The following is a 17,024-nucleotide window of genomic DNA, read 5'->3' on the forward strand; positions in this document are numbered from 1 at the left end:
GCGATGATCCACGGGTGAGGGAGAAGGCGGCCACCGCTTAGAGGGTGGCCTGGGTGTAGCAGGCTGCAATGCGGAGGCATGCCGCCTGGGCACTGTCGACGTCCGGCCATTCCTTCTCGTCGGCCGGGTGCCGTTTTGCCCGTTGAGCGTAACCCTCAACCATGAAGGTGTTCGGAGCGCCGCCGCGCTTTCGCACCTCACGATAAGTTGCATAGATATGCTGGTTGCTCGTATCGAGCAGGCCCTTGCGCACGTCGTCCTTGCGAATCCAGGTCAATCCCATGGATGCCTCCCTGTTCTAAGCTGCATTTTGAAATGAGAGCTTGTACTCGATGACTTCTGCGAAGGGCTCACCCTTGCTGACGTCGATCGTCACGGTGTCGCCGGCGAAGCGGTACTTGGCAACCTTGTCGAACCAGAGCCAGTTGTCGCCCGTGAACTGGACGGCGTTCGTCTGGAGCTTCTTAACCTGGCGGAGGCCATAGGCCTGTGGCCGGGTCTCGGGCGTTTGTCCATTCCTCATCATGACGTCGTTCCGGACCGTCTCGATGGAGGCCCCGGGGCGGGCGAGGAAGCGCTTGAAATCCGCAAGGGTGCGAACATTCACATCAGGCATGTTGACCTCATGACAAGCAAAAGCGCCGCCCGAGGTGGTTCGGACGGCGCTCGCAAGAGTTTGTTGGGGTTTTAGATTCTGTCGTTCCTACAGGAACAGATCAGTTGAGGTTGAACTCAGCTGTCTGCATTAACCCAAGTAGGTGTAGCCTTCGAACCGCTTGGCCAAGATCGGATCATACCCGAGACGCTGCCGCAGCTTCTTGCGAAGCTTGCTGATATGGCCTTCGACCACCGTGTCCGAGACCCCGGTTTCCTGGCTGTCATAGACGGCGTTGAAGACCTGGGTCTTTGTGACGGAGCGGCCGCGGTTGCGATGGAAGTATTCGAGAATGCAGAGCTCGCGCCGGGGCAGGATCAGGGGCATGCCGTCGACCTCTGCATCCTGACCGTTGTTGTAGACCCGAACGCGGTCAGTTGATGTAACAGGCTGGCTTTCACGGTGACGGCGCCAGACAGCCTCAGAGCGGGCAAGGATCTCTTTCACGTGGATCGGCCGGCGGACAACGTCGTCAATCCCGGCGGTCAGCAGTTCCAGCGTCTTTTCGAGCGAGCGGGATTCGCTAAAGGCAATGATCGGAGCGGGCGTACGCTGGCGGATCGTCTTAGCGAACATGGCGGGTTCTTCGCTCTCGTCGATCAGAAAGCCGCGGACCCCGTTCAGGTCGTTCTTAGATGGATCGCCAAGCCAAGTCTGAAAATCGTTCGAGAACAATCCCATGGAGGGGATTCCCTCATGCTGAAACTCAGACACATAGGCAGCCGCAGCCGATTGCTGCGAAGCAACAACGATAAACATCTTAGTAATGCCCCAACCCAGAGAACTATTGGAACGCCCCACTTTCTATTCTCCGGCTCCCGCTGATCATAAAAAGATCCACAGGTCCGTTAGTATTGTTTTCGAATAGATTGTGTGCGTCCGTCGCCGCCGTTGTGATTCCTTCGAATCAACTAACCTTGCGTGAAGATGTCGTTAGGGCGGGTCAGGGTCAATCACGAACACTCTTTTGGCTCGTGACTGCCCCAGAGTGTTGCATCCGGATTACAGTATGTAGCGGTTCCGAGCATAAGGTTAACAAATACTTAATAGTTACGCTCGTTCATGAACGCTGCCTGATGCTCGGTAGATCGGGTCCTCTTCTTCGAACCGCCGCCATTCAGTGTTGGCTATCGATAGACAGGCGTTGCCCGACATCCTTTTCTCTTTCGAGAGTGAAATCGATGTAGGGCCGGTTCTGCAACCCCAGTTCGTGGATCGCGGCATTCAAGTCGGCAAGGTCCTTGATAGCTTCGATGCCCTTGCTATCCGTCAGGACAATCCGAAGAAACCGGATGCTCTGGTTGCTGAAGATGTTAGCCACATGGCTTCGGCGCTGGATTTCCTGGTGGAAGGTGCCCAGCCGCTTTGCCACATCATCAGAGAGCTTGGTCGCATCGGGGCCGGAGTATAGCACCTGGTCACCGTTAACCTGGAGAAAAACAAATGCGCCTTCATCGCCAGTATAAGGAACCAGAAGGAGCGACTGGACCGTTTTGTTAAGGAGACCCTCCTGCCAACCGAGGTCGAGCCCCTTTGCGCGCACGGAAATCCGGTTCACGCCTTGCTCGCTGAATTTGACGCGGATCTGTCCAGAGCCATTCCGCTGAGATCTTGGGTTGATGCGAGCCAAGCCGAGATCACTGAAGCATATATTGTCGCCGCACTCAGTCGCTCCAGGCAGCGACATAACCTCTTCGCGGCTCATATTCTTCCGAACCTGCCCGATCAGCGGGGGATCCCAGTCTGCGGGTTTGTCAAAGCTGCACTCGGAGAAGGCAACTAGGTTGTCTATGTTCGGCGAGAGAAGAAAGCGTTGAAGGTCCGCCTGCTTACCGACAAGTTCCTGAAAACCATCAGCTTGGGGGCTGAGGGTGAGGCCCGCATTCTCTACGGACTTCCTGGTTCCCTCGGTTATTTGAGGAGGGAAGACGAGGGTCCGAAGCTTTTTGTCATCGCGCCAGAGATAGCCAAACCTGTATTTGCCTTGGGTCTCTTCCTGAGCAAGATAAAGGTTCTTATTTACTTTCTTGAATGCGAATTTGTTTGGCTTGCCGTCTGAGCGGTAAATGACCCCACCATTTGGCTCTATCTCGGGGGCAGGAAGCTGCTCGATCTTTTTCTTGCCCAGCGTTGTACAGAATGCCTTGCTGGGAAAGCCAACATCCTCACCGACTTCAATAGCCTTCGTCTTAGACTCAAAACAGCCGGCGAGACTGAGGCTCGCAGCCACAGCAATGCCGAGAGCCAACAGGCGGGAGTTTAGGGGGTGCATAATGTTCCTCGGGTAGGCTTTAGTTGGTTTTGATCTGCCCCGGCCGCCTTACCGTAGCGGGTTTCCGTAACGATGCTGGTTGGATTGCTTGGTCAGGTTGAGCGCGCATGGTTCTCCGCCGGGAACCCGAGCACTGTGCTTACCTTCGCTCTAAGGGTTTCGGCGCTGAACGGCTTCACGATATAGTTGTCGACACCGGCCTCTTTGGCGGCGATCACATTCTGGGTCCTCGCCTCGGCCGTGACCATGATGAATGGCAAGCGGCTGAGTGCCGGGATGGCGCGGACCTCCTGGAGGAGTTCGAACCCGGTCATGGGCGCCATGTTCCAGTCGGAGATGACGAGCCCATACTGCTTCTGCCTGAGCTTGCCCAGTGCCTCACGGCCGTCCTTGGCCTCGTCCACGTCGGTGAAGCCGATCTTCCTGAGAAGATTGCGGATGATCCGGAGCATCGTCTGATAATCGTCGATGATCAGAACTGGAACAGAGGTATCAAGGGCCATAGGTATTGTACTCAGATCACGCGGACTGGTTCACTAGCGCAGATACGTTCAAAGACGGTTTCAATCGGCCAATCCTGAGGCTGAACCGCCTGAACATGGCCGACGGCGTCGATCGGTCCGTGCGGAGTCTCAACCTGGAACACGTCGTCCGGATGGTAGTCGAGTCGGCTGAACTTGGTTTCGACCACAGCTACCTTCAGGTGCTGGAGCAACGGCGATGCAGTTTCAATGCGGCAGACCTCCCCCTCCTCGAGCACGGCAACAGCCTTAAGCTCAGGAACAGAATGCTCGGTCAGAGTGCAGAGGTAGCCGGCCTCGCCGGCATCATCCATTTCCTTGTTCAGGGCGGCGAGCTCGTCCCGCCAGTTCTCGACAGTCACAATCCGGCTGTCATCGCAGGACTGAACGAAGTTGGCCGCCGCAGTCTCAGCTTCAGCTTGATCGTAGAATGGCTGAACCGTATCGACCCCCGTTAGGAGGGTCCAGAACTTGGCGGTCATGTAGAATGTCCTCATGGCGGGAGAGGTGAGCACTGACGCTCTGCTTCAGACAGCAGGCTTCAGCTTTGGGGCGTACGGAACCGGCTTGGTGTCGCCGGCGATGTAGAGGGGGTGCCCGGCGTTGCCGTTCTTGGTGAGTTTCAGGCACCAGAGGCGACGTCCGTCCTCGACCAGCGCCTGGCACACTGCGTCTGCATAGTGCTGCAGGGAAGGATGAACCGCCCCAAAGCCGAGAACGATCATGGCGGCGCGGCTGGCCTGGTCGCGGATGGCTGGAAGGTTGTGCTCGCTGCAGGGGATGACATCCGGATCGCGCAGCCGCTTCTGCTCTGTAAAACACGCATCCATGATATTGCATTTGACATATGATGCGTAACCCCAGCGGCGGGTGAACTCCTGTTCACGGGCGCATGTGGGATCATCTACATCAAAGCTAGCCACCGAAGGGTTCATCCCGATCCAGAGGACGAATGGAGCATCCCGGTCTTCGGTCCAGCGGCGGGTCAGGATCGTCCGATAGCGCCGGTTGTCGTAGAACACGGCATCGGCAACGACGTCCGGTTTGAGCCGGAGGCGGCTTTTGCCTCCGGCGTCGTGGAGTTCATCTGAGGGTGCAGGCTGAAGCGGCAGCATTTGACTTCTGATTTGAGAATTGAACTGCCATCTTATAGCACCCTCCTGGTGGGATCGCCTACCTACCGGCGCGATTTGACCTCCTGGCGGATGCTGTCGGCGAGTGTGTCCGTTGGATTGATCACCTCCGACATACCCGAAGCGATGTTGATGACCACGATCTGACCGCAGCGAAGGGCATAGGTATGAACTGTGCCCTCGCGCATCAGGAGCCGCGGGAAGGCCTTCTCAAAGCGAACGCCAATCGCGTTGGTCAGATGGGCGCCCTCCGGCAGATCCGGACCTTGGATGTTCAATGCAGCTTCGCCGGCCCACCGCTCGAGGGTCCGGTGATCCTCGATTTCAGGCAGGTATTCGCGCTCGGCGTCGAAGGTGGCCACGCATTGCAGGTCGTCGACCGGGAACGCGGCCATGGCCGTTGTCGGGTACCTAGTTACCAACCGGCTGGCAGCCCGTCGCAGCCTCTCATAGAAGCTTTTGAGGTCCTGGGATCCAATCGCATTCCCCTCGTAGTAGCAGAGGACCCTGCCGTCCCGCTCCCCAGCTCCGACAATCCCGCTTCCGGGCAGGACAAGAGCAGCGGCCAAGGAGTCAGGCTTCGGGACATAGACGTGGAGCAGCATGGGGAGCCCTTGATGTTGTGATGCCATGACAAAGGGCGGCCTGATCGCTCAGACCGCCCTTCTTTGCGTTAGCGCCACTGGGTCGAGCGTTGGCTCTTCCAGGAGCGTTCATTCTGGCGCGGGATGTCCGACCAGTAGGTCGGCAGGGTGCGCTGCCGCCGGATGCGGCTGGGCGGAATGCCGATCGCTTCGAGTTCCTCCTTGTCCACGTCGTTCCAAGTCATCGCTTGCTTGGTGCGAACGATGCGGATGGAGGTGCCGCGATGGCCGCGCCGGCGGCGGATACCGGGCCAGGGGCCGCAGCGGTAGGTGCCCTCCGCCGGACTAGGTTTGGCGTTCAGCCTGTAGAACAGATCCAGGACCTGCTCGCGGGACACAACATCGCCCAGGGACGTGCGGACGATGAGGTGCCCTACCCGGTCCGTGCTGCGGACGCCGCTGATGTCGACACGGGTATTGTAGGAGAAATGGTCGGCAAGGACGTCGGACAGGAAGAAGCCCTGCTCACGGGCGGCTCTCCCAAGGGCCAGAACAGCCTCCTCGAGGCTGTCGTAAGTCCAGACCTCCTGAGCGCGGTTGATGATGCGGAACTGGAGCTGGAAAGGGGTAGTGATGAACACGGGAGTTCTCCGTTAGGGGTGGACCTAACGGAAGCCCGGCATGTTCTCGTGCCGGAAGAAGCCCATCGGGGTCTCCTTATGCTGCGATGGCAGTGTGGGTTAGCTCTGTGTCGCCCTCGGCGAGAAGCTCCACGGCTCTTAAATCCCGCAAGACGGCTTCGACCTTCGGGCGCGGGAGCCCGGCCGAGGATGCAATCCGGATGGCCATCAATGAGAGGATGGAAGGAACCGGTCTGCCGTGAGAGGTGAGCACATAGCGGGCGTTGACGATGCCCTCACTCAGGAGATCAAACTCATGATCGCTCACATGTATCAGGTCGGCATCGGGGCTCGTGCGCGCAAGCGCCGTCTCAAGCGCGTCAATGGCGCTCAGGATGTTGATTGCGGCTGTGACGGAGTCGGTGATGCTGAACATGATCCTCGCAATTCTTTCTGGGGTTTTGAATGATCACCCTTCAAAAAGGCTGGTCGTCTCAAGAGGCAATTACCCACGTGCAATGACAATAATATTGCGGCACCCCGAACGGTGATGGTCGGGGTACGATGCGGCAGAGCCGAAGGGATAAAAGTCAGATGAGCTCTTTAGATCTGCTGATGAGGTTAAGAAGGATTTAAGAGCCGAAATAAACAGCGAAACCAAAGGTGCGGCGTGACGTACCAGTGGGCATTTCGGCTGCTCCAGATCAGTTGAGAGGTGAAAAGAAAAGCGCTCCCGTCCGGGAGCGCTTTTCAAGTTCCTGACCCGATGGGGGCAACCGGTGAGCCAGAGACCGGATCAACACCGGAGACCGGCTCAGGTTCCGCTCAGAGGCGAAAGATTCTAGCGGAGAAGAGGGTGCCCCATTTCCGGCCAACGTTGCCTTCTGGATCGAGACCTCTCGTGGGGGCAAACACGGGCCGGGGGTCGCGTCTAGGTCCATCGCAAAGTACCCAGACGCAACCCTTCTTGTTCTCAGATTCCGTAATGCCAAACGCCTAAGGCGAAGACGATCACCTGGCCAGCATAGATCGTTGCAGTCACACGCGTTTCGGCGTCGAGTTTGAGCTTTTTCATTGTGAGCAGATCCTTTGATTGAGGCTGCTCTAGTCCTGCTCGCTTAACGGCGGCTTACCCTCGCTTACAAAGAATTCCGCCTGTGGATTTGTGTTGGAACGTGGCTTTCTAGGTGACTTGGAACGCTCTGCGGGCTCTGTCGCGCAGCTCATTTAATTCGTCCTGCAGGGCATTGATCTGCCCTTCGATTTCATCATAGGACATGCATTCAGGCGTGATGAAGAGACGTCCGTCCTCGCCCCGCGTGTAGCGCAGAAGTGCGATCTTGACGCCGGCCGGATTTTCCGGGGTTCCAGGCCTGATCTCCAGTTCGAAAGCTCCAAACAGCTGCATGGTGAGGTCTCCTGTGGCTTCGGCCCGTAGTCTCGTCATCTCATCGCGTAGGGTCGCAATAATCCCTCGGGTTGTGGCGCTGCGATGTGCGCGTGCAGCGGTGCCAGACCATATCCGCACCTATCTGGCCCTGCTTTCCGTAGCACCATCCGAGCTGGTTTAGCCGAACTCCAATCAGTGTTCGACCACAGCATGCAGCCTCGGTCTGGGCCTCATCCTCCCCACCTCCTCGACAGATCCCGTCTAGAGTTCTCTCATATCTGCGTAGCCCAGCAATCTCGTCGGTCTGTGCTTGCGCCGTACTCGCGAGGAGCATAGTCGCTAGAAGCATAACCACCCGCCTCATGTTACGTCCTTTTGTATGCCGTAGGGAGTGTAACCTCTAGGCGGACAAAGAAAAAAGGCCCGGGATGTTCCGGGCCTTCTCTGTCTCAGGCAAGACGGATCTTAGTAGGAGCCGAAGCGGAAGTTCAGGCCCGCGCGCACCACACCAAAGTCCGTCTCGTTGTCGAAGCCGACGATGTCGTTGTCGTCGCCGTCAAGGCTGACGTACAGGCCTTCGATCTTGGCCGAGAGGTTGTTGGTGAAGGCGTACTCGAGACCACCACCGGCCGTCCAGCCGTTGGAGTCATCAGCGAAGGCGAAACCGCCCGTGCCGTAGATGAGAGCCTGGCCCAGAGCCACACCGGCGCGAGCCCGCACGGTGCCGAACCAATCGCTGGATTCGAACACGCCGTCCTCTTCGCCGTCGTTGTCGAGGTCGAAGGCGCCTTCACGGCCGAAGTCGGCGTACTGAATGTCGCCTTCGAGGCCGACCACAAAGGAGCCGATCTGGTAGTTGTAGCCGACCTGGGCGCCGCCCACGAAGCCGCCGTCGTCCTCGTCATCAGCAATGGCGATTGAATCGTTGTCGTCATCGCTCCAGCCGTAGCCGGCGTTCACACCAGCGTAGAAGCCCGTCCAGGTGAAGATCGGAGCAGCGGCAACGAACGGGGCAGCCGGAGGAGCAGCACGCATCGGAAGGTCAGCAGCCGAGGCAGCAGAAACAGCAGCCGTTGCAATCGCAGTGGCAGCGAGAAGGCGAAGGGCAAGGGTTTTCATGAGCAATGCATCCGTAGTGCGAGAAGAACTGACCCTATTTATGGTGCAGCCGATTGAATTGGCTATGACATAAATGCAACGACGCATTAGTTGATCAGGCTTGCTTAATGAACTCTAAACACGCGAGCCAATGCTATTACTTGGACCCTGTTCGATTTGACTCGCCGGATGCTGTGTGCCCTACTCACCTTGTGTTCGGCGATAGCCGAAGGCGAGGAGAAACTAGCCCTGCCCTTCCCGGGGCAGGGTTTTTTACCTCTGGATCTGGTCGATGGGTCGTGCCTGGATTTTCTAATGGGTTGCGCGACCAACCGGTTTCCCTGGATTAAGGATTGGCACTGAGCTCCTGAAATATCAGTGCCCAGTCTCGCTTGGCTGCGAAAGCTCGAAATACGGGATCGAGAGAATAGGTTGGAGATCCTCGCCGATGATCTCAACCCTGATGTCGGCGCAATACTGCGGCGGAAGGTGTGACCAGCCTTGTGAGAGGCTGGCGGCTCTCCTCATGGCTTCGGCTCGCGCCGTGGGGATGTCAGGGAGATCCACACCGTCTGTGTCTTCATGCGTTCCGAAATGACTTCTAAGATCGATGTAGTAGCGCGGCATGGTTGGCAGCCGTGGAGTCCGAGGAGCGGGAGGCTATCTTCCGTCTCCATTTGTTGCGTCTGAAGGATAACCAGGATCAACATTGTTCGTTCTGGTGCCGGATCTGCTACTTTGGGTGAGATCCAACCGGAGTAAGCGGCGGCAACGTGGGCACCGGCGAACTCCCGATACGGAGTCGGCGAGCCTCTGCCGTCGTAAGATTTTGGATAAGGTCGAGAAGGGACGCCGCAGCCCAGAGGCAGACCGCTGCTGTGAGAGCGCCGGCGAGAACATCTGTGATGAAGTGACTGCCGTGCAGTGGGGTGGCTGCCAGCATCAAGACATTGAGGATGAGGCCTGGATATCGAAGGTAGGGAATATGCCAAAGGGCCCAGGCGAGTAGGACGGCGCTGGCGGCGTGGAAGCTTGGAAAAGTCACCAAGCCTGTAGGCGCCAGCCGCGAGATATTGACGATTGATCCGTCACGCACTCCCATGATTTCGGGAACATGGAGACTGGCGACCCGCACCGCGATGTCGGGGTGCTGCGTTGGGTGGATGCCGTAATACTCATAGGTGCCGAGAGCGGGGAAAAGGCACGCAACCGTGTAAGTGACAATGAGGGTCACGAAGAGAGCGACCGTTGAGACGTGCAGAGCTCGAAATCGCCCGAGGGCGGCGAGCAGGATCGGGATCACGACGGACTGGAACGCTGCCGACATATAGATCCCGTACGCGACAGCAATCAGGACCGGGCGTTCATTGGCCCAGGCGAGCATTGCAACCCAATCGAAGCCGAGGATCGCGTCCCCTTCTGCCAAGAGGTGGTCCCAGAAGGGAAGGTCTTTCGAGAGGTAACTCACCACATGCCCTAAGTCGCCGAAGGCCATTGCGGACCAGGGGCCCAGCGCCACCGTGAAATACAAGCTGGCCATTCGAGGCCGAGACCGGCCAGGCAAACTGTAGAAGATCGCGCCGGCCGTTGGGATGATGCCCAGGACGGCAAGGGTCACCTGGAGGGCGTGGTCGAGTTCCAGTGGGGTCAGCGCGACGACAACAAGCCGCACGGCAATGACAGCAAAGCACAGGGTCGCAGTGAGGAGCATGCCCGGCGCAAGTGCGTAAGCATCGTGATGGTCGCGTGCAATTGCACCACGGGCAAGCAATGAATCAAATGCCCGGCTCATATCTTCTCCTGAAAATGTGCAAGTTCGTACGCGGCCGAAATAAAAAGGACGAGGTCGCTGGAGCGCCTCGTCCGGTTTGGTTCAATGGCAACCCAGGCAAAGTATAGCTAGACGCTCATCCCTAGCGCCTGAAGGTAGAGTTCAAGAATTGCTTCATGCTCTTGGCGCTCAGAGTGATCTTGTTTGCGGATCTTCAGGATGGCTCTGACAGCTTTTGGGTCAAAACCCTGGCCTTTCAGCTCTGCCATAACGTCCTTAATGTCTCCCTGAATCCCAGCCTTCTCTTCTTCAAGCCTCTCCAGCCGTTCGATAAACTGCTTAAGCTGATCGGCTGCTACAGATTCTGTGTTGAATGCTGCATCGTCCATTTCACGAATCGTCCTGGTTTGGCGTGATCAATCTACGAATTATAATTCGAATTGATCAGAAACTAAATCAGGAGATTGGGACGAAGCCTGGATTCCACTGTCGTCGTTAATGGGGAGCAGGATGGGATCTATGATCGATCTGCGGCACGGAAATAACAGAGGGATCAACTCGATCGGAGCGAAGCTGCTGTGATGCGAAGATGTGAACCCAGCGCGTCATGAGACGCGCATCGTCCGAAATCAGGAGTTCGGCCAGCGCGAGGCCCTCGGCCATACCCTGAAAGTAGGCCTCGTTGACCGTATCGCCGCGACCCGCAGCATGCTTCCCGAGATCACCGGCAATTTGGGCCATGCCTGTGATCTTTTGATTGTTCTGGTCTTTCACGCGGGGTCTCTGGGCAGCAAGGAAGGCTCGAGCGCTTGGGTCGCGCCGAGCCCTATCAATCGGCCCAAATCCTTACCGTTCCGTTTTGACCTGCCCTGCTATCGGACGGAGCGGAAAATGGCCATCGGCAGGGTTAAGGAAAGCTTGGCCGTAGTCAGGCCTTTTTCGAACGGGCGCGCTTCTTCGTGTTCAGGGACGCGCGGAGCGACGTGGCCGGCTTGAACTTGATGTTCTTGGAGGCCGCGATCTTGATGGGCTCGCCCGTCCGTGGGTTCCTGCCCGGGCGCGCCTGGCGCTCGGCCACCTTGAAGTTGCCAAAGCCTGAGATGGAGACCTCGTCCCTTTTCTGGATGGTTTCAGCCAGGGAGTTGAACACGTTATCGACGATGTCACGCGCAAATACCTTCGTGAACTCGTACTCCTCGGCAAGCTTTTCGACCAGTTGCGTCTTGTTCATGACACCTCTCTCGGAAGCCTTCTGACCTATGCCAGATGGGGAATATTCCTAAAGCGTCAAGCCTTGGCTGCCTCCTGCACGATTTCCCGTCGACGCTTCTGAGGCTGTGGCTTCGGGTTTTCGGGCAATGAATTCACCAGTTCCCCGAAGGCAACGAGGTCCATTCCGGCGACCTCAAGCACCTTGGACAGCGTCTCCGTCGACGGCCAGCGTTCCCGTCCATCGGGGCTTATCCGCTTGGACGCGTTGAAGGTGGTCGCATCCAAGCCGCACTTCCGGGCAAGGCCGGACGCGGTCAGGCTGCAATTTTCGGCAACGGTATCGATCGCCTGCCAAAGCTTCTGGTGAGTAAGCATCATGAAAAATCCGCACGCAACAGCCGGCTAATGGCCGGCAGGCCCGAGTTAATACAGGAAGCTTTTCCGGAGATTGCGCCCAGATTACGACATGCGCCGTCTCCTCATGGCGAGAAGCTCGACCGCGAGGTCAATCTTGCCGGATTTCACCATCCTGACGAGGGCGCGGTAGTACCCGCCCGGGTTCTTGATCCGGCTCTCGCCGCCGTTCTTGGCAAGATCATTCTCGTAGAGCTGCAGGGTGTAGATGACGGCTATGGCCGCCCTGACGGTGCCAATTCCCTCAATCGCCTCCGCCCAGGCGCTCTCGTTGGCGCCAAGGGCCGCCCGCAGGTATCGGCCGGCGGCGACGATGTCTGCGAGGTCCCGCACCGGCTGGCCGTAGTCGCTGAGGGTGGGGCAAGCCTCAAGGATCAATTCCGGTGATAGGTGCTCCGAGGTTTGTTCGGTTGAACGAACCGCCTCAGCTTTCTTCGGAAAGCCCTTGTTACAAGTCTCGGTAGGAGATCCGTTGTTGTTATTAGTGTGACGGCACCCAGTTCCGGCATAGCCTGTCTGATAATAAGCTTCCTCACAGGCCCTTCTCAGGGATTTCCACTCATCCAGGATGTCGAGGGGCATGGCCTTGGTGCTGCGGAGCGGCGTCCGCGCCAACAACCCAGCAAGCCGTTCCTCCAGGTCGGAGCGATCCAGGTCGGGAAACTCCAACGTCAGGCTGTTGAGCGCCTCCTGGGCGGCCCGCCGGGCGATGGTGATCTCATCGAACGTGCGCTTTCGGGTTTCCCGGAGCTGCCTCTGTTCGACGATCCGCTCCGCCCATTCCCCTCGCCTGGCATAGACGGGCGTCAGGTCGAACCCGAAGGCGTCGACGATCTCGCCGGCCAAGTCTTTGACGGCATAGCGCTTTCCATTCGGGGACTCTTTCGGGACGATCAGTTGCTGATCGATCAGGACCCGGAATGCCTTGCGAATTCCCCGCTCCGACATCCCAGTGCGGCTGACCAGATAATCGTTCGACGGCCAGACCAGCAGCCGTTCCCACTCCTGTTCGCCCCAGCAGGCGACGAGCTCGGACAGGACCGATCGGGGGCCATTCCGCAGTTCCAAGGCTTTGGCAGCCTCTCGGGCTGCCGCAGATAGTTCTTTCCGCGTCACCGTACGCCCGGTTTCGAGCACAAGTTCTCTCGCGGCCAAAGCAGCATGTCTCAGCCGCCGGCCTCCTGACGATGCGAGTTGCATCGTACCCTCCATGTTGAGGGCAAAGCGGGAGCGTTCACCGAAACCGATGCTCTTGACATTCAGCTTGTCGGGATGGCATAAGGATGTTGCTAATACATTCCTTGCCCACCCCTCGCGGTGGTCTCCAAAGGCCCTCGAAGTGTCCAGCTTCGTGGGCCTTTTGCTTTGCCTGGTTTACGTCACGACATTTCGCTCCTTTTGGGCAAATGTGGCTTCGAGGGCATGAGTGATTGCTTCCTGCCGGTTCCTGAAACGACCGCTCTCGATCGCTTGATCGATCGCAACCTTAAGGGACCCGCGCACCCAAACGTTCAACTCGTGGTCTCCCCGCTCCCGGCGAGACTTCCGAAAGCGCTGAACCCGTTCGGTATGCTTTGCATCAGGCATGGCATTCACCCATTCCAGTCGTGCCATCACTAGTGATGCCCGATTCCAATTTGGCTGTGGAGTCGGCTAGCAAGAATCCATTCACAATAGATCGATTCAGCGGTGGGAAACTTCTTTGCGAAGAGTCATTTAGCCCGAAAGGGCGAGTCAATTCGCATGTAAAAGCCAGGTCCCGGGTGATTCCTAGTTACGCACTTGATTCGATGTTGCGAAGTATTCGCCCGGAAGTTCGACTCGCGAACGGGCATTATGATTCGAGCGGCACAAACGGGCGTGGTTAATGACTCTTAACGGGGCCGCCAGTCGCATCGGATATTTAAACTAGATTCTAGGCCGCTGCTGGGAGGTCTGTCTTATTCGGACGAGGCAGCCCTTTGTCCATGCGCCGGCGGATCTCCTGGCGATTGGAATGAGTGCCACACGGGAAGGCATAAGCGTGATTGCCGTTATGGCGCATCTTGCGGAAGGGACCCTCCTGCAGCGCTCTACGAATATAATCGGCTTCCTTTTCTCCTGGAGCCATGGCGGGTGCTCCATGGGACCTGAGAAAGTCATAGGCGTAGGCGGCTCCCCGTTCACCGTTCCGGAGCTTTGACAAAGCCCGTGGCGAAACGATCGACCCATCCGGAGTGAGCCAGTGGGTGCGGGGTGTCCCGCGGCCGAGGTAGGCACTTGAGCCGTACGCCTGATAGATTCTGCCTACGTGTCCAACATGGATCAGATCTCCGGCGGCATTGGTCCGAGGAACCGGATCGCTATAGGACAGGCACAGATCGTAGTACGGCCGTCGGTCAGGCCGCTGCTTGTCTCTCGCCAGCATCCCAAGGGCGCGTCTGAGGAGCCATGTTTCCCCATTCCCGGCCACATGATCCTTCAGCACGAAGCGTCCGAGCTCGCAGAATTTGGCATCGGCTGCCGCACCGTAGGCCGCGGCCGCCTTTGGCTGCATGGGAACTGAGAAGACGGCAACACCAACGAGTTCTTCCTGGAATGGGGCAATCCGCTGGAACATCCCATAGGCGGCGACGGCGGCCGGATAAGAGCCTGAGTAGTGATGCCTGATGACGAAGTCTCGAGCAATTGCATCCCCAACAGGAGCAACAGAGAATTGGCTGGGGTCGATCGGCTCCTGTGAGGGGCGGTAAGACGCGCGACGGCTGTTCCACCGCATCGAAATGTCGAAGAGCGAGAGTTGGGTCATCGAAGTCCTGAAATGCGAATTAAAACGAGGGTCGGCCTTGGCCGGCGGATTACCGGGACTTGGGTGAGACCGGTAGAATTCGAACGGACCGGATTGCGGCATCTGGAATGGGGGCCGTGTATCGGACCTGCCCGGTCACGTTGAGGACGGCGAACCATGGAATCGCGCCCGCATCCCACTGAGCCTGGGTGAAGCCGTGCGCGAGAATGTCGTCAGCCATGGTTTGGGCTTCCTGATCCAGGTCCGGCAGAAGGTGAGCTTCATCGAACGCTGTGCCGTCGATCTCCAGAATGACCCAATCGACCGGCCATTCCTCGCCTCGGTTGCATTCGGCATAGTTGAGGGCGATGCCGATCTCATCGGTCAGGAAAACAGCGGCCACGTCCTTGCTGGATAGGGTACAGGGCTTGAGACCGTGTCCTTTGATCTGGCCGTGCACGGCAGGATCCCAGAGCCCGTGATTGTCGGTGGCCATAGGATCGTACCGATAGAGCGGAGTTGCGTGATAGAACCTGGATGGCAGGCGCCCAGGTGCCCAACTGGTGAGCGGGCCAATGGCCGGTGATGTCAACATGGTTTTGATCATGAGGTGATGTGAGGCGGGATCGCCTTAGCCACTTGCGAACAGGGCTCTGGTGAGCCGCCGGACCCATAAGGGTGAGAACGCAAAAACCCCGCGTAGCGGGGGCAACAGCTACGCAGGGTTTCCTGGGGGCGAAGGATCCGCGTTCGAAGATCCTTTCCGGGCCCATGGGTAGGTGCCGGCGCTTAACAAATGATTACCGTACCGTGAAACCGTCCGGCCCTTCGCTGATTGCTGCACGGGCCAAAAAGCAAGCCCCTCGCAGCAAGGGAACAACTGCACGGGGCCGACTTCACGGGAGGGAGATCAACTGAGCCTCGATCTCACATCCAGAGTGATCCGAGTATGCCTAACAGGCCATTAAGATCGTGCTTGGTCACGCGGCCTGAGCGTGTGGGAACCTGAGTCGACCACCTTGGATGTATTCGAGCATGCATTCGGAAGCGACCCAGCGGCGGTCCAGAGCCTCCGCAACGGCGGCCGTCGTAAGCGATCCGCCAAAGGGCTCGAAGACGAGATCCTTGGGCCTGGTCAAAAACTTGATGAAGGTCTCCGGTAGGTCAGCTGGGAAACGGGCTGGGTGAACCGGAAGTGCGGCGGCCTTTACGCCTCTGATATAGTCGGAGTTGCTCTCGGTGTTGGCCGCAACGATCAGGTTGCCTGGGATAGCCCCACCATTGTCATTGCCGAAGGCACCCGCTGCCATCGTGTAGCCTGACGGCCGGCTTGCGGCCTCTTGCCCTCCCCTCTTCAGCACTGCCTTCATGCTGTTGGAATAGGGGACGAGAATCTGACGATTGTCGGCATAAGGATTATCCGAGGTCGAGAGCCAGAAGATGTTCTCGAGTGACGGCTTCACCCGAACCCGCCGAACTGTCACCCACTCAGCGGGCGCCGGAAGCTTCGATGGAGACTGCCACGCGAATCGCTGGCAGAGTTTCAAACCGAGGTCGTCCTCAAATCTGATGAGTAACCGCTCCTGGTAGAGCGAGAGCGTGGGCTCACCCCGGCGCCAGGCGTCACCGAGATTGAGGACGACAGAAGAATCGCTGGCGAGTTTGGGCATCCACGTTTCGGCCAGACGCACCATCCAATCCAAGTATTCTCGTTCGTCCAGATTGCCGTACTCTTTCTTCCGGAGAAGCGGGTACGGAGGGCTGCTGAAAATCAGCGAAATGCTCTTGTCATCCAGCAGGCCGACCGCATCCTCGCAATGCCCCCACAGGGCCGCACCCTTGTCGGTCATGAAGATTGTGACTACGAGGCCGGGGGTCGCCTTGGTGAGGGCGGAACTACCTTTGTCAGTGAGGGTCCATAGCCCTGACTCCGCCGGTCTCAACAGACCCTGGAGCTTGGCCCGCTGCTGCGCCCAGCGCACCTCGCGCTCGAAGGCATTGTAGGTGTGACCGGAGATCGTGATGCGGGCTATCCGCTCCTCGGCAGGAAGGTGGACCTTTTCGGCCACGAGGTCATAGACGTCACGGGCTTTGGCTGCCCCACCCCTTTCCTCAATCGCATCGAGCAGCGGAAGGATGAGCTGCGATTGGCTGATCTTCTTTTTCATGGGGATTGCCTCGTCTGATCCACGCAGATGAGGTCTCCCGATGTTCACCTACCGACAGAGATCGGTCTGGATCTCGCCTCCGGAGTCATACTCCATTCGCTTCTGCGACCCGAAATACGCATTGAAGCGCGGTCCTCCTCCGACAGTCTGTCCCGAAACAGTCGTTCCCCGGGAATTCGTTGTGTAGGAGTGGACCTGGTACCGCGTGTTATTGGCAAGGAACTGCCGTTTCGTGTCGTCGAATCTCACGAAATACTCCTGACGCGGGTTGGTGCAGGTCATGGAGACCTCCCGCGCTGCCGCTTCCTGCGCCGCCAAGGTGAGGCCGAGGGCCGCGAGTGCTGCGCTTGAGAAGCTTCGAGCAAGCTTAGGCATGTAGGACGCGCTCCCGTCGTTGATGATGGTCTAGTTCAAAGTCG

Annotated in this window: 23 protein-coding genes; all 23 read right to left on the bottom strand. The window is 58.2% G+C overall.

The features are described from left to right. Positions 1-37: 37 nt before the first annotated feature. Positions 38-283: a hypothetical protein gene (locus tag IC232_RS05400; RefSeq protein ID WP_190843892.1), complete on the bottom strand. Its 246-nt coding sequence runs from the start codon at positions 281-283 to the stop codon at positions 38-40. 15 nt (positions 284-298) lie between these two features. Then, on the bottom strand, positions 299-616 hold the full coding sequence (locus IC232_RS05405; protein ID WP_190843893.1) for a hypothetical protein: 318 nt from the start codon (positions 614-616) through the stop codon (positions 299-301). A 129-nt stretch (positions 617-745) separates the two neighbouring features. After that, a complete protein-coding gene (locus IC232_RS05410; RefSeq protein ID WP_190843894.1) occupies positions 746-1,414 on the bottom strand; it encodes a response regulator transcription factor in 669 nt (222 codons plus the stop codon). A gap of 358 nt (positions 1,415-1,772) precedes the next feature. Beyond that, positions 1,773-2,927, bottom strand: coding sequence for a hypothetical protein (locus tag IC232_RS05415; RefSeq protein WP_190843895.1), 1,155 nt, complete (start codon positions 2,925-2,927; stop codon positions 1,773-1,775). A 92-nt stretch (positions 2,928-3,019) separates the two neighbouring features. Next, entirely contained in the window at positions 3,020-3,430 is a 411-nt protein-coding gene (locus IC232_RS05420) for a response regulator (protein WP_190843896.1), read from the bottom strand. A gap of 11 nt (positions 3,431-3,441) precedes the next feature. Beyond that, positions 3,442-3,930: a hypothetical protein gene (locus tag IC232_RS05425; protein ID WP_190843897.1), complete on the bottom strand. Its 489-nt coding sequence runs from the start codon at positions 3,928-3,930 to the stop codon at positions 3,442-3,444. A gap of 45 nt (positions 3,931-3,975) precedes the next feature. Next, positions 3,976-4,563, bottom strand: coding sequence for a DUF1643 domain-containing protein (locus IC232_RS05430; RefSeq protein ID WP_190843898.1), 588 nt, complete (start codon positions 4,561-4,563; stop codon positions 3,976-3,978). 62 nt (positions 4,564-4,625) lie between these two features. Then, positions 4,626-5,186 (bottom strand): hypothetical protein, encoded by a 561-nt coding sequence (locus IC232_RS05435; RefSeq protein ID WP_190843899.1) that lies wholly within the window; start codon positions 5,184-5,186, stop codon positions 4,626-4,628. Between the two features lie 68 nt (positions 5,187-5,254). Then, on the bottom strand, positions 5,255-5,806 hold the full coding sequence (locus IC232_RS05440; RefSeq protein ID WP_190843900.1) for a hypothetical protein: 552 nt from the start codon (positions 5,804-5,806) through the stop codon (positions 5,255-5,257). A 76-nt stretch (positions 5,807-5,882) separates the two neighbouring features. After that, positions 5,883-6,221, bottom strand: coding sequence for a hypothetical protein (locus IC232_RS05445; protein ID WP_190843901.1), 339 nt, complete (start codon positions 6,219-6,221; stop codon positions 5,883-5,885). Positions 6,222-6,968: 747 nt separating this feature from the next. Next, positions 6,969-7,193, bottom strand: a complete 225-nt coding sequence (locus IC232_RS05450) for a hypothetical protein (RefSeq protein WP_190843902.1) — start codon at positions 7,191-7,193, stop codon at positions 6,969-6,971. A gap of 447 nt (positions 7,194-7,640) precedes the next feature. Beyond that, complete coding sequence (locus IC232_RS05455; RefSeq protein ID WP_190843903.1) at positions 7,641-8,294, bottom strand: outer membrane protein; 654 nt, start codon at positions 8,292-8,294, stop codon at positions 7,641-7,643. A gap of 354 nt (positions 8,295-8,648) precedes the next feature. Then, the gene (locus tag IC232_RS33215) at positions 8,649-8,900 is read right to left on the bottom strand and encodes a DUF6894 family protein (protein WP_409564863.1); all 252 of its coding nucleotides are present in this window, start codon (positions 8,898-8,900) and stop codon (positions 8,649-8,651) included. Between the two features lie 106 nt (positions 8,901-9,006). After that, complete coding sequence (locus IC232_RS05460; protein WP_190843904.1) at positions 9,007-10,065, bottom strand: phosphatase PAP2 family protein; 1,059 nt, start codon at positions 10,063-10,065, stop codon at positions 9,007-9,009. A gap of 107 nt (positions 10,066-10,172) precedes the next feature. Then, complete coding sequence (locus IC232_RS05465; RefSeq protein WP_190843905.1) at positions 10,173-10,433, bottom strand: DUF2312 domain-containing protein; 261 nt, start codon at positions 10,431-10,433, stop codon at positions 10,173-10,175. A 106-nt stretch (positions 10,434-10,539) separates the two neighbouring features. After that, the gene (locus tag IC232_RS05470) at positions 10,540-10,785 is read right to left on the bottom strand and encodes a hypothetical protein (protein ID WP_190843906.1); all 246 of its coding nucleotides are present in this window, start codon (positions 10,783-10,785) and stop codon (positions 10,540-10,542) included. 187 nt (positions 10,786-10,972) lie between these two features. Continuing rightward, positions 10,973-11,275: an HU family DNA-binding protein gene (locus IC232_RS05475; protein ID WP_190843907.1), complete on the bottom strand. Its 303-nt coding sequence runs from the start codon at positions 11,273-11,275 to the stop codon at positions 10,973-10,975. A 56-nt stretch (positions 11,276-11,331) separates the two neighbouring features. Next, entirely contained in the window at positions 11,332-11,634 is a 303-nt protein-coding gene (locus IC232_RS33220) for a helix-turn-helix transcriptional regulator (RefSeq protein ID WP_190843908.1), read from the bottom strand. 81 nt (positions 11,635-11,715) lie between these two features. Next, complete coding sequence (repC, locus tag IC232_RS05485; RefSeq protein ID WP_190843909.1) at positions 11,716-12,870, bottom strand: plasmid replication protein RepC; 1,155 nt, start codon at positions 12,868-12,870, stop codon at positions 11,716-11,718. A gap of 715 nt (positions 12,871-13,585) precedes the next feature. Further along, a complete protein-coding gene (locus tag IC232_RS05490; RefSeq protein ID WP_190843910.1) occupies positions 13,586-14,458 on the bottom strand; it encodes a hypothetical protein in 873 nt (290 codons plus the stop codon). Between the two features lie 49 nt (positions 14,459-14,507). Next, a complete protein-coding gene (locus IC232_RS05495; protein ID WP_190843911.1) occupies positions 14,508-15,032 on the bottom strand; it encodes a hypothetical protein in 525 nt (174 codons plus the stop codon). 385 nt (positions 15,033-15,417) lie between these two features. Continuing rightward, positions 15,418-16,605, bottom strand: coding sequence for a site-specific DNA-methyltransferase (locus IC232_RS05500; protein WP_190843912.1), 1,188 nt, complete (start codon positions 16,603-16,605; stop codon positions 15,418-15,420). Positions 16,606-16,653: 48 nt separating this feature from the next. Continuing rightward, positions 16,654-16,980, bottom strand: coding sequence for a hypothetical protein (locus IC232_RS05505; RefSeq protein ID WP_190843913.1), 327 nt, complete (start codon positions 16,978-16,980; stop codon positions 16,654-16,656). Positions 16,981-17,024: the final 44 nt, after the last annotated feature.

Source organism: Microvirga sp. (assembly GCF_014699075.1).
Lineage (GTDB): Bacteria > Pseudomonadota > Alphaproteobacteria > Rhizobiales > Beijerinckiaceae > Microvirga.

Excerpts from the sequence above, each read along its gene's own strand:
- IC232_RS05400 (WP_190843892.1), bottom strand. The coding sequence starts at position 283 with ATGGGATTGACCTGGATTCGCAAGGACGACGTGCGCAAGGGCCTGCTC.
- IC232_RS05405 (WP_190843893.1), bottom strand. The coding sequence starts at position 616 with ATGCCTGATGTGAATGTTCGCACCCTTGCGGATTTCAAGCGCTTCCTC.
- IC232_RS05410 (WP_190843894.1), bottom strand. The coding sequence starts at position 1,414 with ATGTTTATCGTTGTTGCTTCGCAGCAATCGGCTGCGGCTGCCTATGTG.
- IC232_RS05415 (WP_190843895.1), bottom strand. The coding sequence starts at position 2,927 with ATGCACCCCCTAAACTCCCGCCTGTTGGCTCTCGGCATTGCTGTGGCT.
- IC232_RS05420 (WP_190843896.1), bottom strand. The coding sequence starts at position 3,430 with ATGGCCCTTGATACCTCTGTTCCAGTTCTGATCATCGACGATTATCAG.
- IC232_RS05425 (WP_190843897.1), bottom strand. The coding sequence starts at position 3,930 with ATGACCGCCAAGTTCTGGACCCTCCTAACGGGGGTCGATACGGTTCAG.
- IC232_RS05430 (WP_190843898.1), bottom strand. The coding sequence starts at position 4,563 with ATGCTGCCGCTTCAGCCTGCACCCTCAGATGAACTCCACGACGCCGGA.
- IC232_RS05435 (WP_190843899.1), bottom strand. The coding sequence starts at position 5,186 with ATGCTGCTCCACGTCTATGTCCCGAAGCCTGACTCCTTGGCCGCTGCT.
- IC232_RS05445 (WP_190843901.1), bottom strand. The coding sequence starts at position 6,221 with ATGTTCAGCATCACCGACTCCGTCACAGCCGCAATCAACATCCTGAGC.
- IC232_RS05450 (WP_190843902.1), bottom strand. The coding sequence starts at position 7,193 with ATGCAGCTGTTTGGAGCTTTCGAACTGGAGATCAGGCCTGGAACCCCG.
- IC232_RS05455 (WP_190843903.1), bottom strand. The coding sequence starts at position 8,294 with ATGAAAACCCTTGCCCTTCGCCTTCTCGCTGCCACTGCGATTGCAACG.
- IC232_RS33215 (WP_409564863.1), bottom strand. The coding sequence starts at position 8,900 with ATGCCGCGCTACTACATCGATCTTAGAAGTCATTTCGGAACGCATGAA.
- IC232_RS05460 (WP_190843904.1), bottom strand. The coding sequence starts at position 10,065 with ATGAGCCGGGCATTTGATTCATTGCTTGCCCGTGGTGCAATTGCACGC.
- IC232_RS05465 (WP_190843905.1), bottom strand. The coding sequence starts at position 10,433 with ATGGACGATGCAGCATTCAACACAGAATCTGTAGCAGCCGATCAGCTT.
- IC232_RS05470 (WP_190843906.1), bottom strand. The coding sequence starts at position 10,785 with ATGGCCCAAATTGCCGGTGATCTCGGGAAGCATGCTGCGGGTCGCGGC.
- IC232_RS05475 (WP_190843907.1), bottom strand. The coding sequence starts at position 11,275 with ATGAACAAGACGCAACTGGTCGAAAAGCTTGCCGAGGAGTACGAGTTC.
- IC232_RS33220 (WP_190843908.1), bottom strand. The coding sequence starts at position 11,634 with ATGATGCTTACTCACCAGAAGCTTTGGCAGGCGATCGATACCGTTGCC.
- repC (WP_190843909.1), bottom strand. The coding sequence starts at position 12,870 with ATGCAACTCGCATCGTCAGGAGGCCGGCGGCTGAGACATGCTGCTTTG.
- IC232_RS05490 (WP_190843910.1), bottom strand. The coding sequence starts at position 14,458 with ATGACCCAACTCTCGCTCTTCGACATTTCGATGCGGTGGAACAGCCGT.
- IC232_RS05495 (WP_190843911.1), bottom strand. The coding sequence starts at position 15,032 with ATGTTGACATCACCGGCCATTGGCCCGCTCACCAGTTGGGCACCTGGG.
- IC232_RS05500 (WP_190843912.1), bottom strand. The coding sequence starts at position 16,605 with ATGAAAAAGAAGATCAGCCAATCGCAGCTCATCCTTCCGCTGCTCGAT.
- IC232_RS05505 (WP_190843913.1), bottom strand. The coding sequence starts at position 16,980 with ATGCCTAAGCTTGCTCGAAGCTTCTCAAGCGCAGCACTCGCGGCCCTC.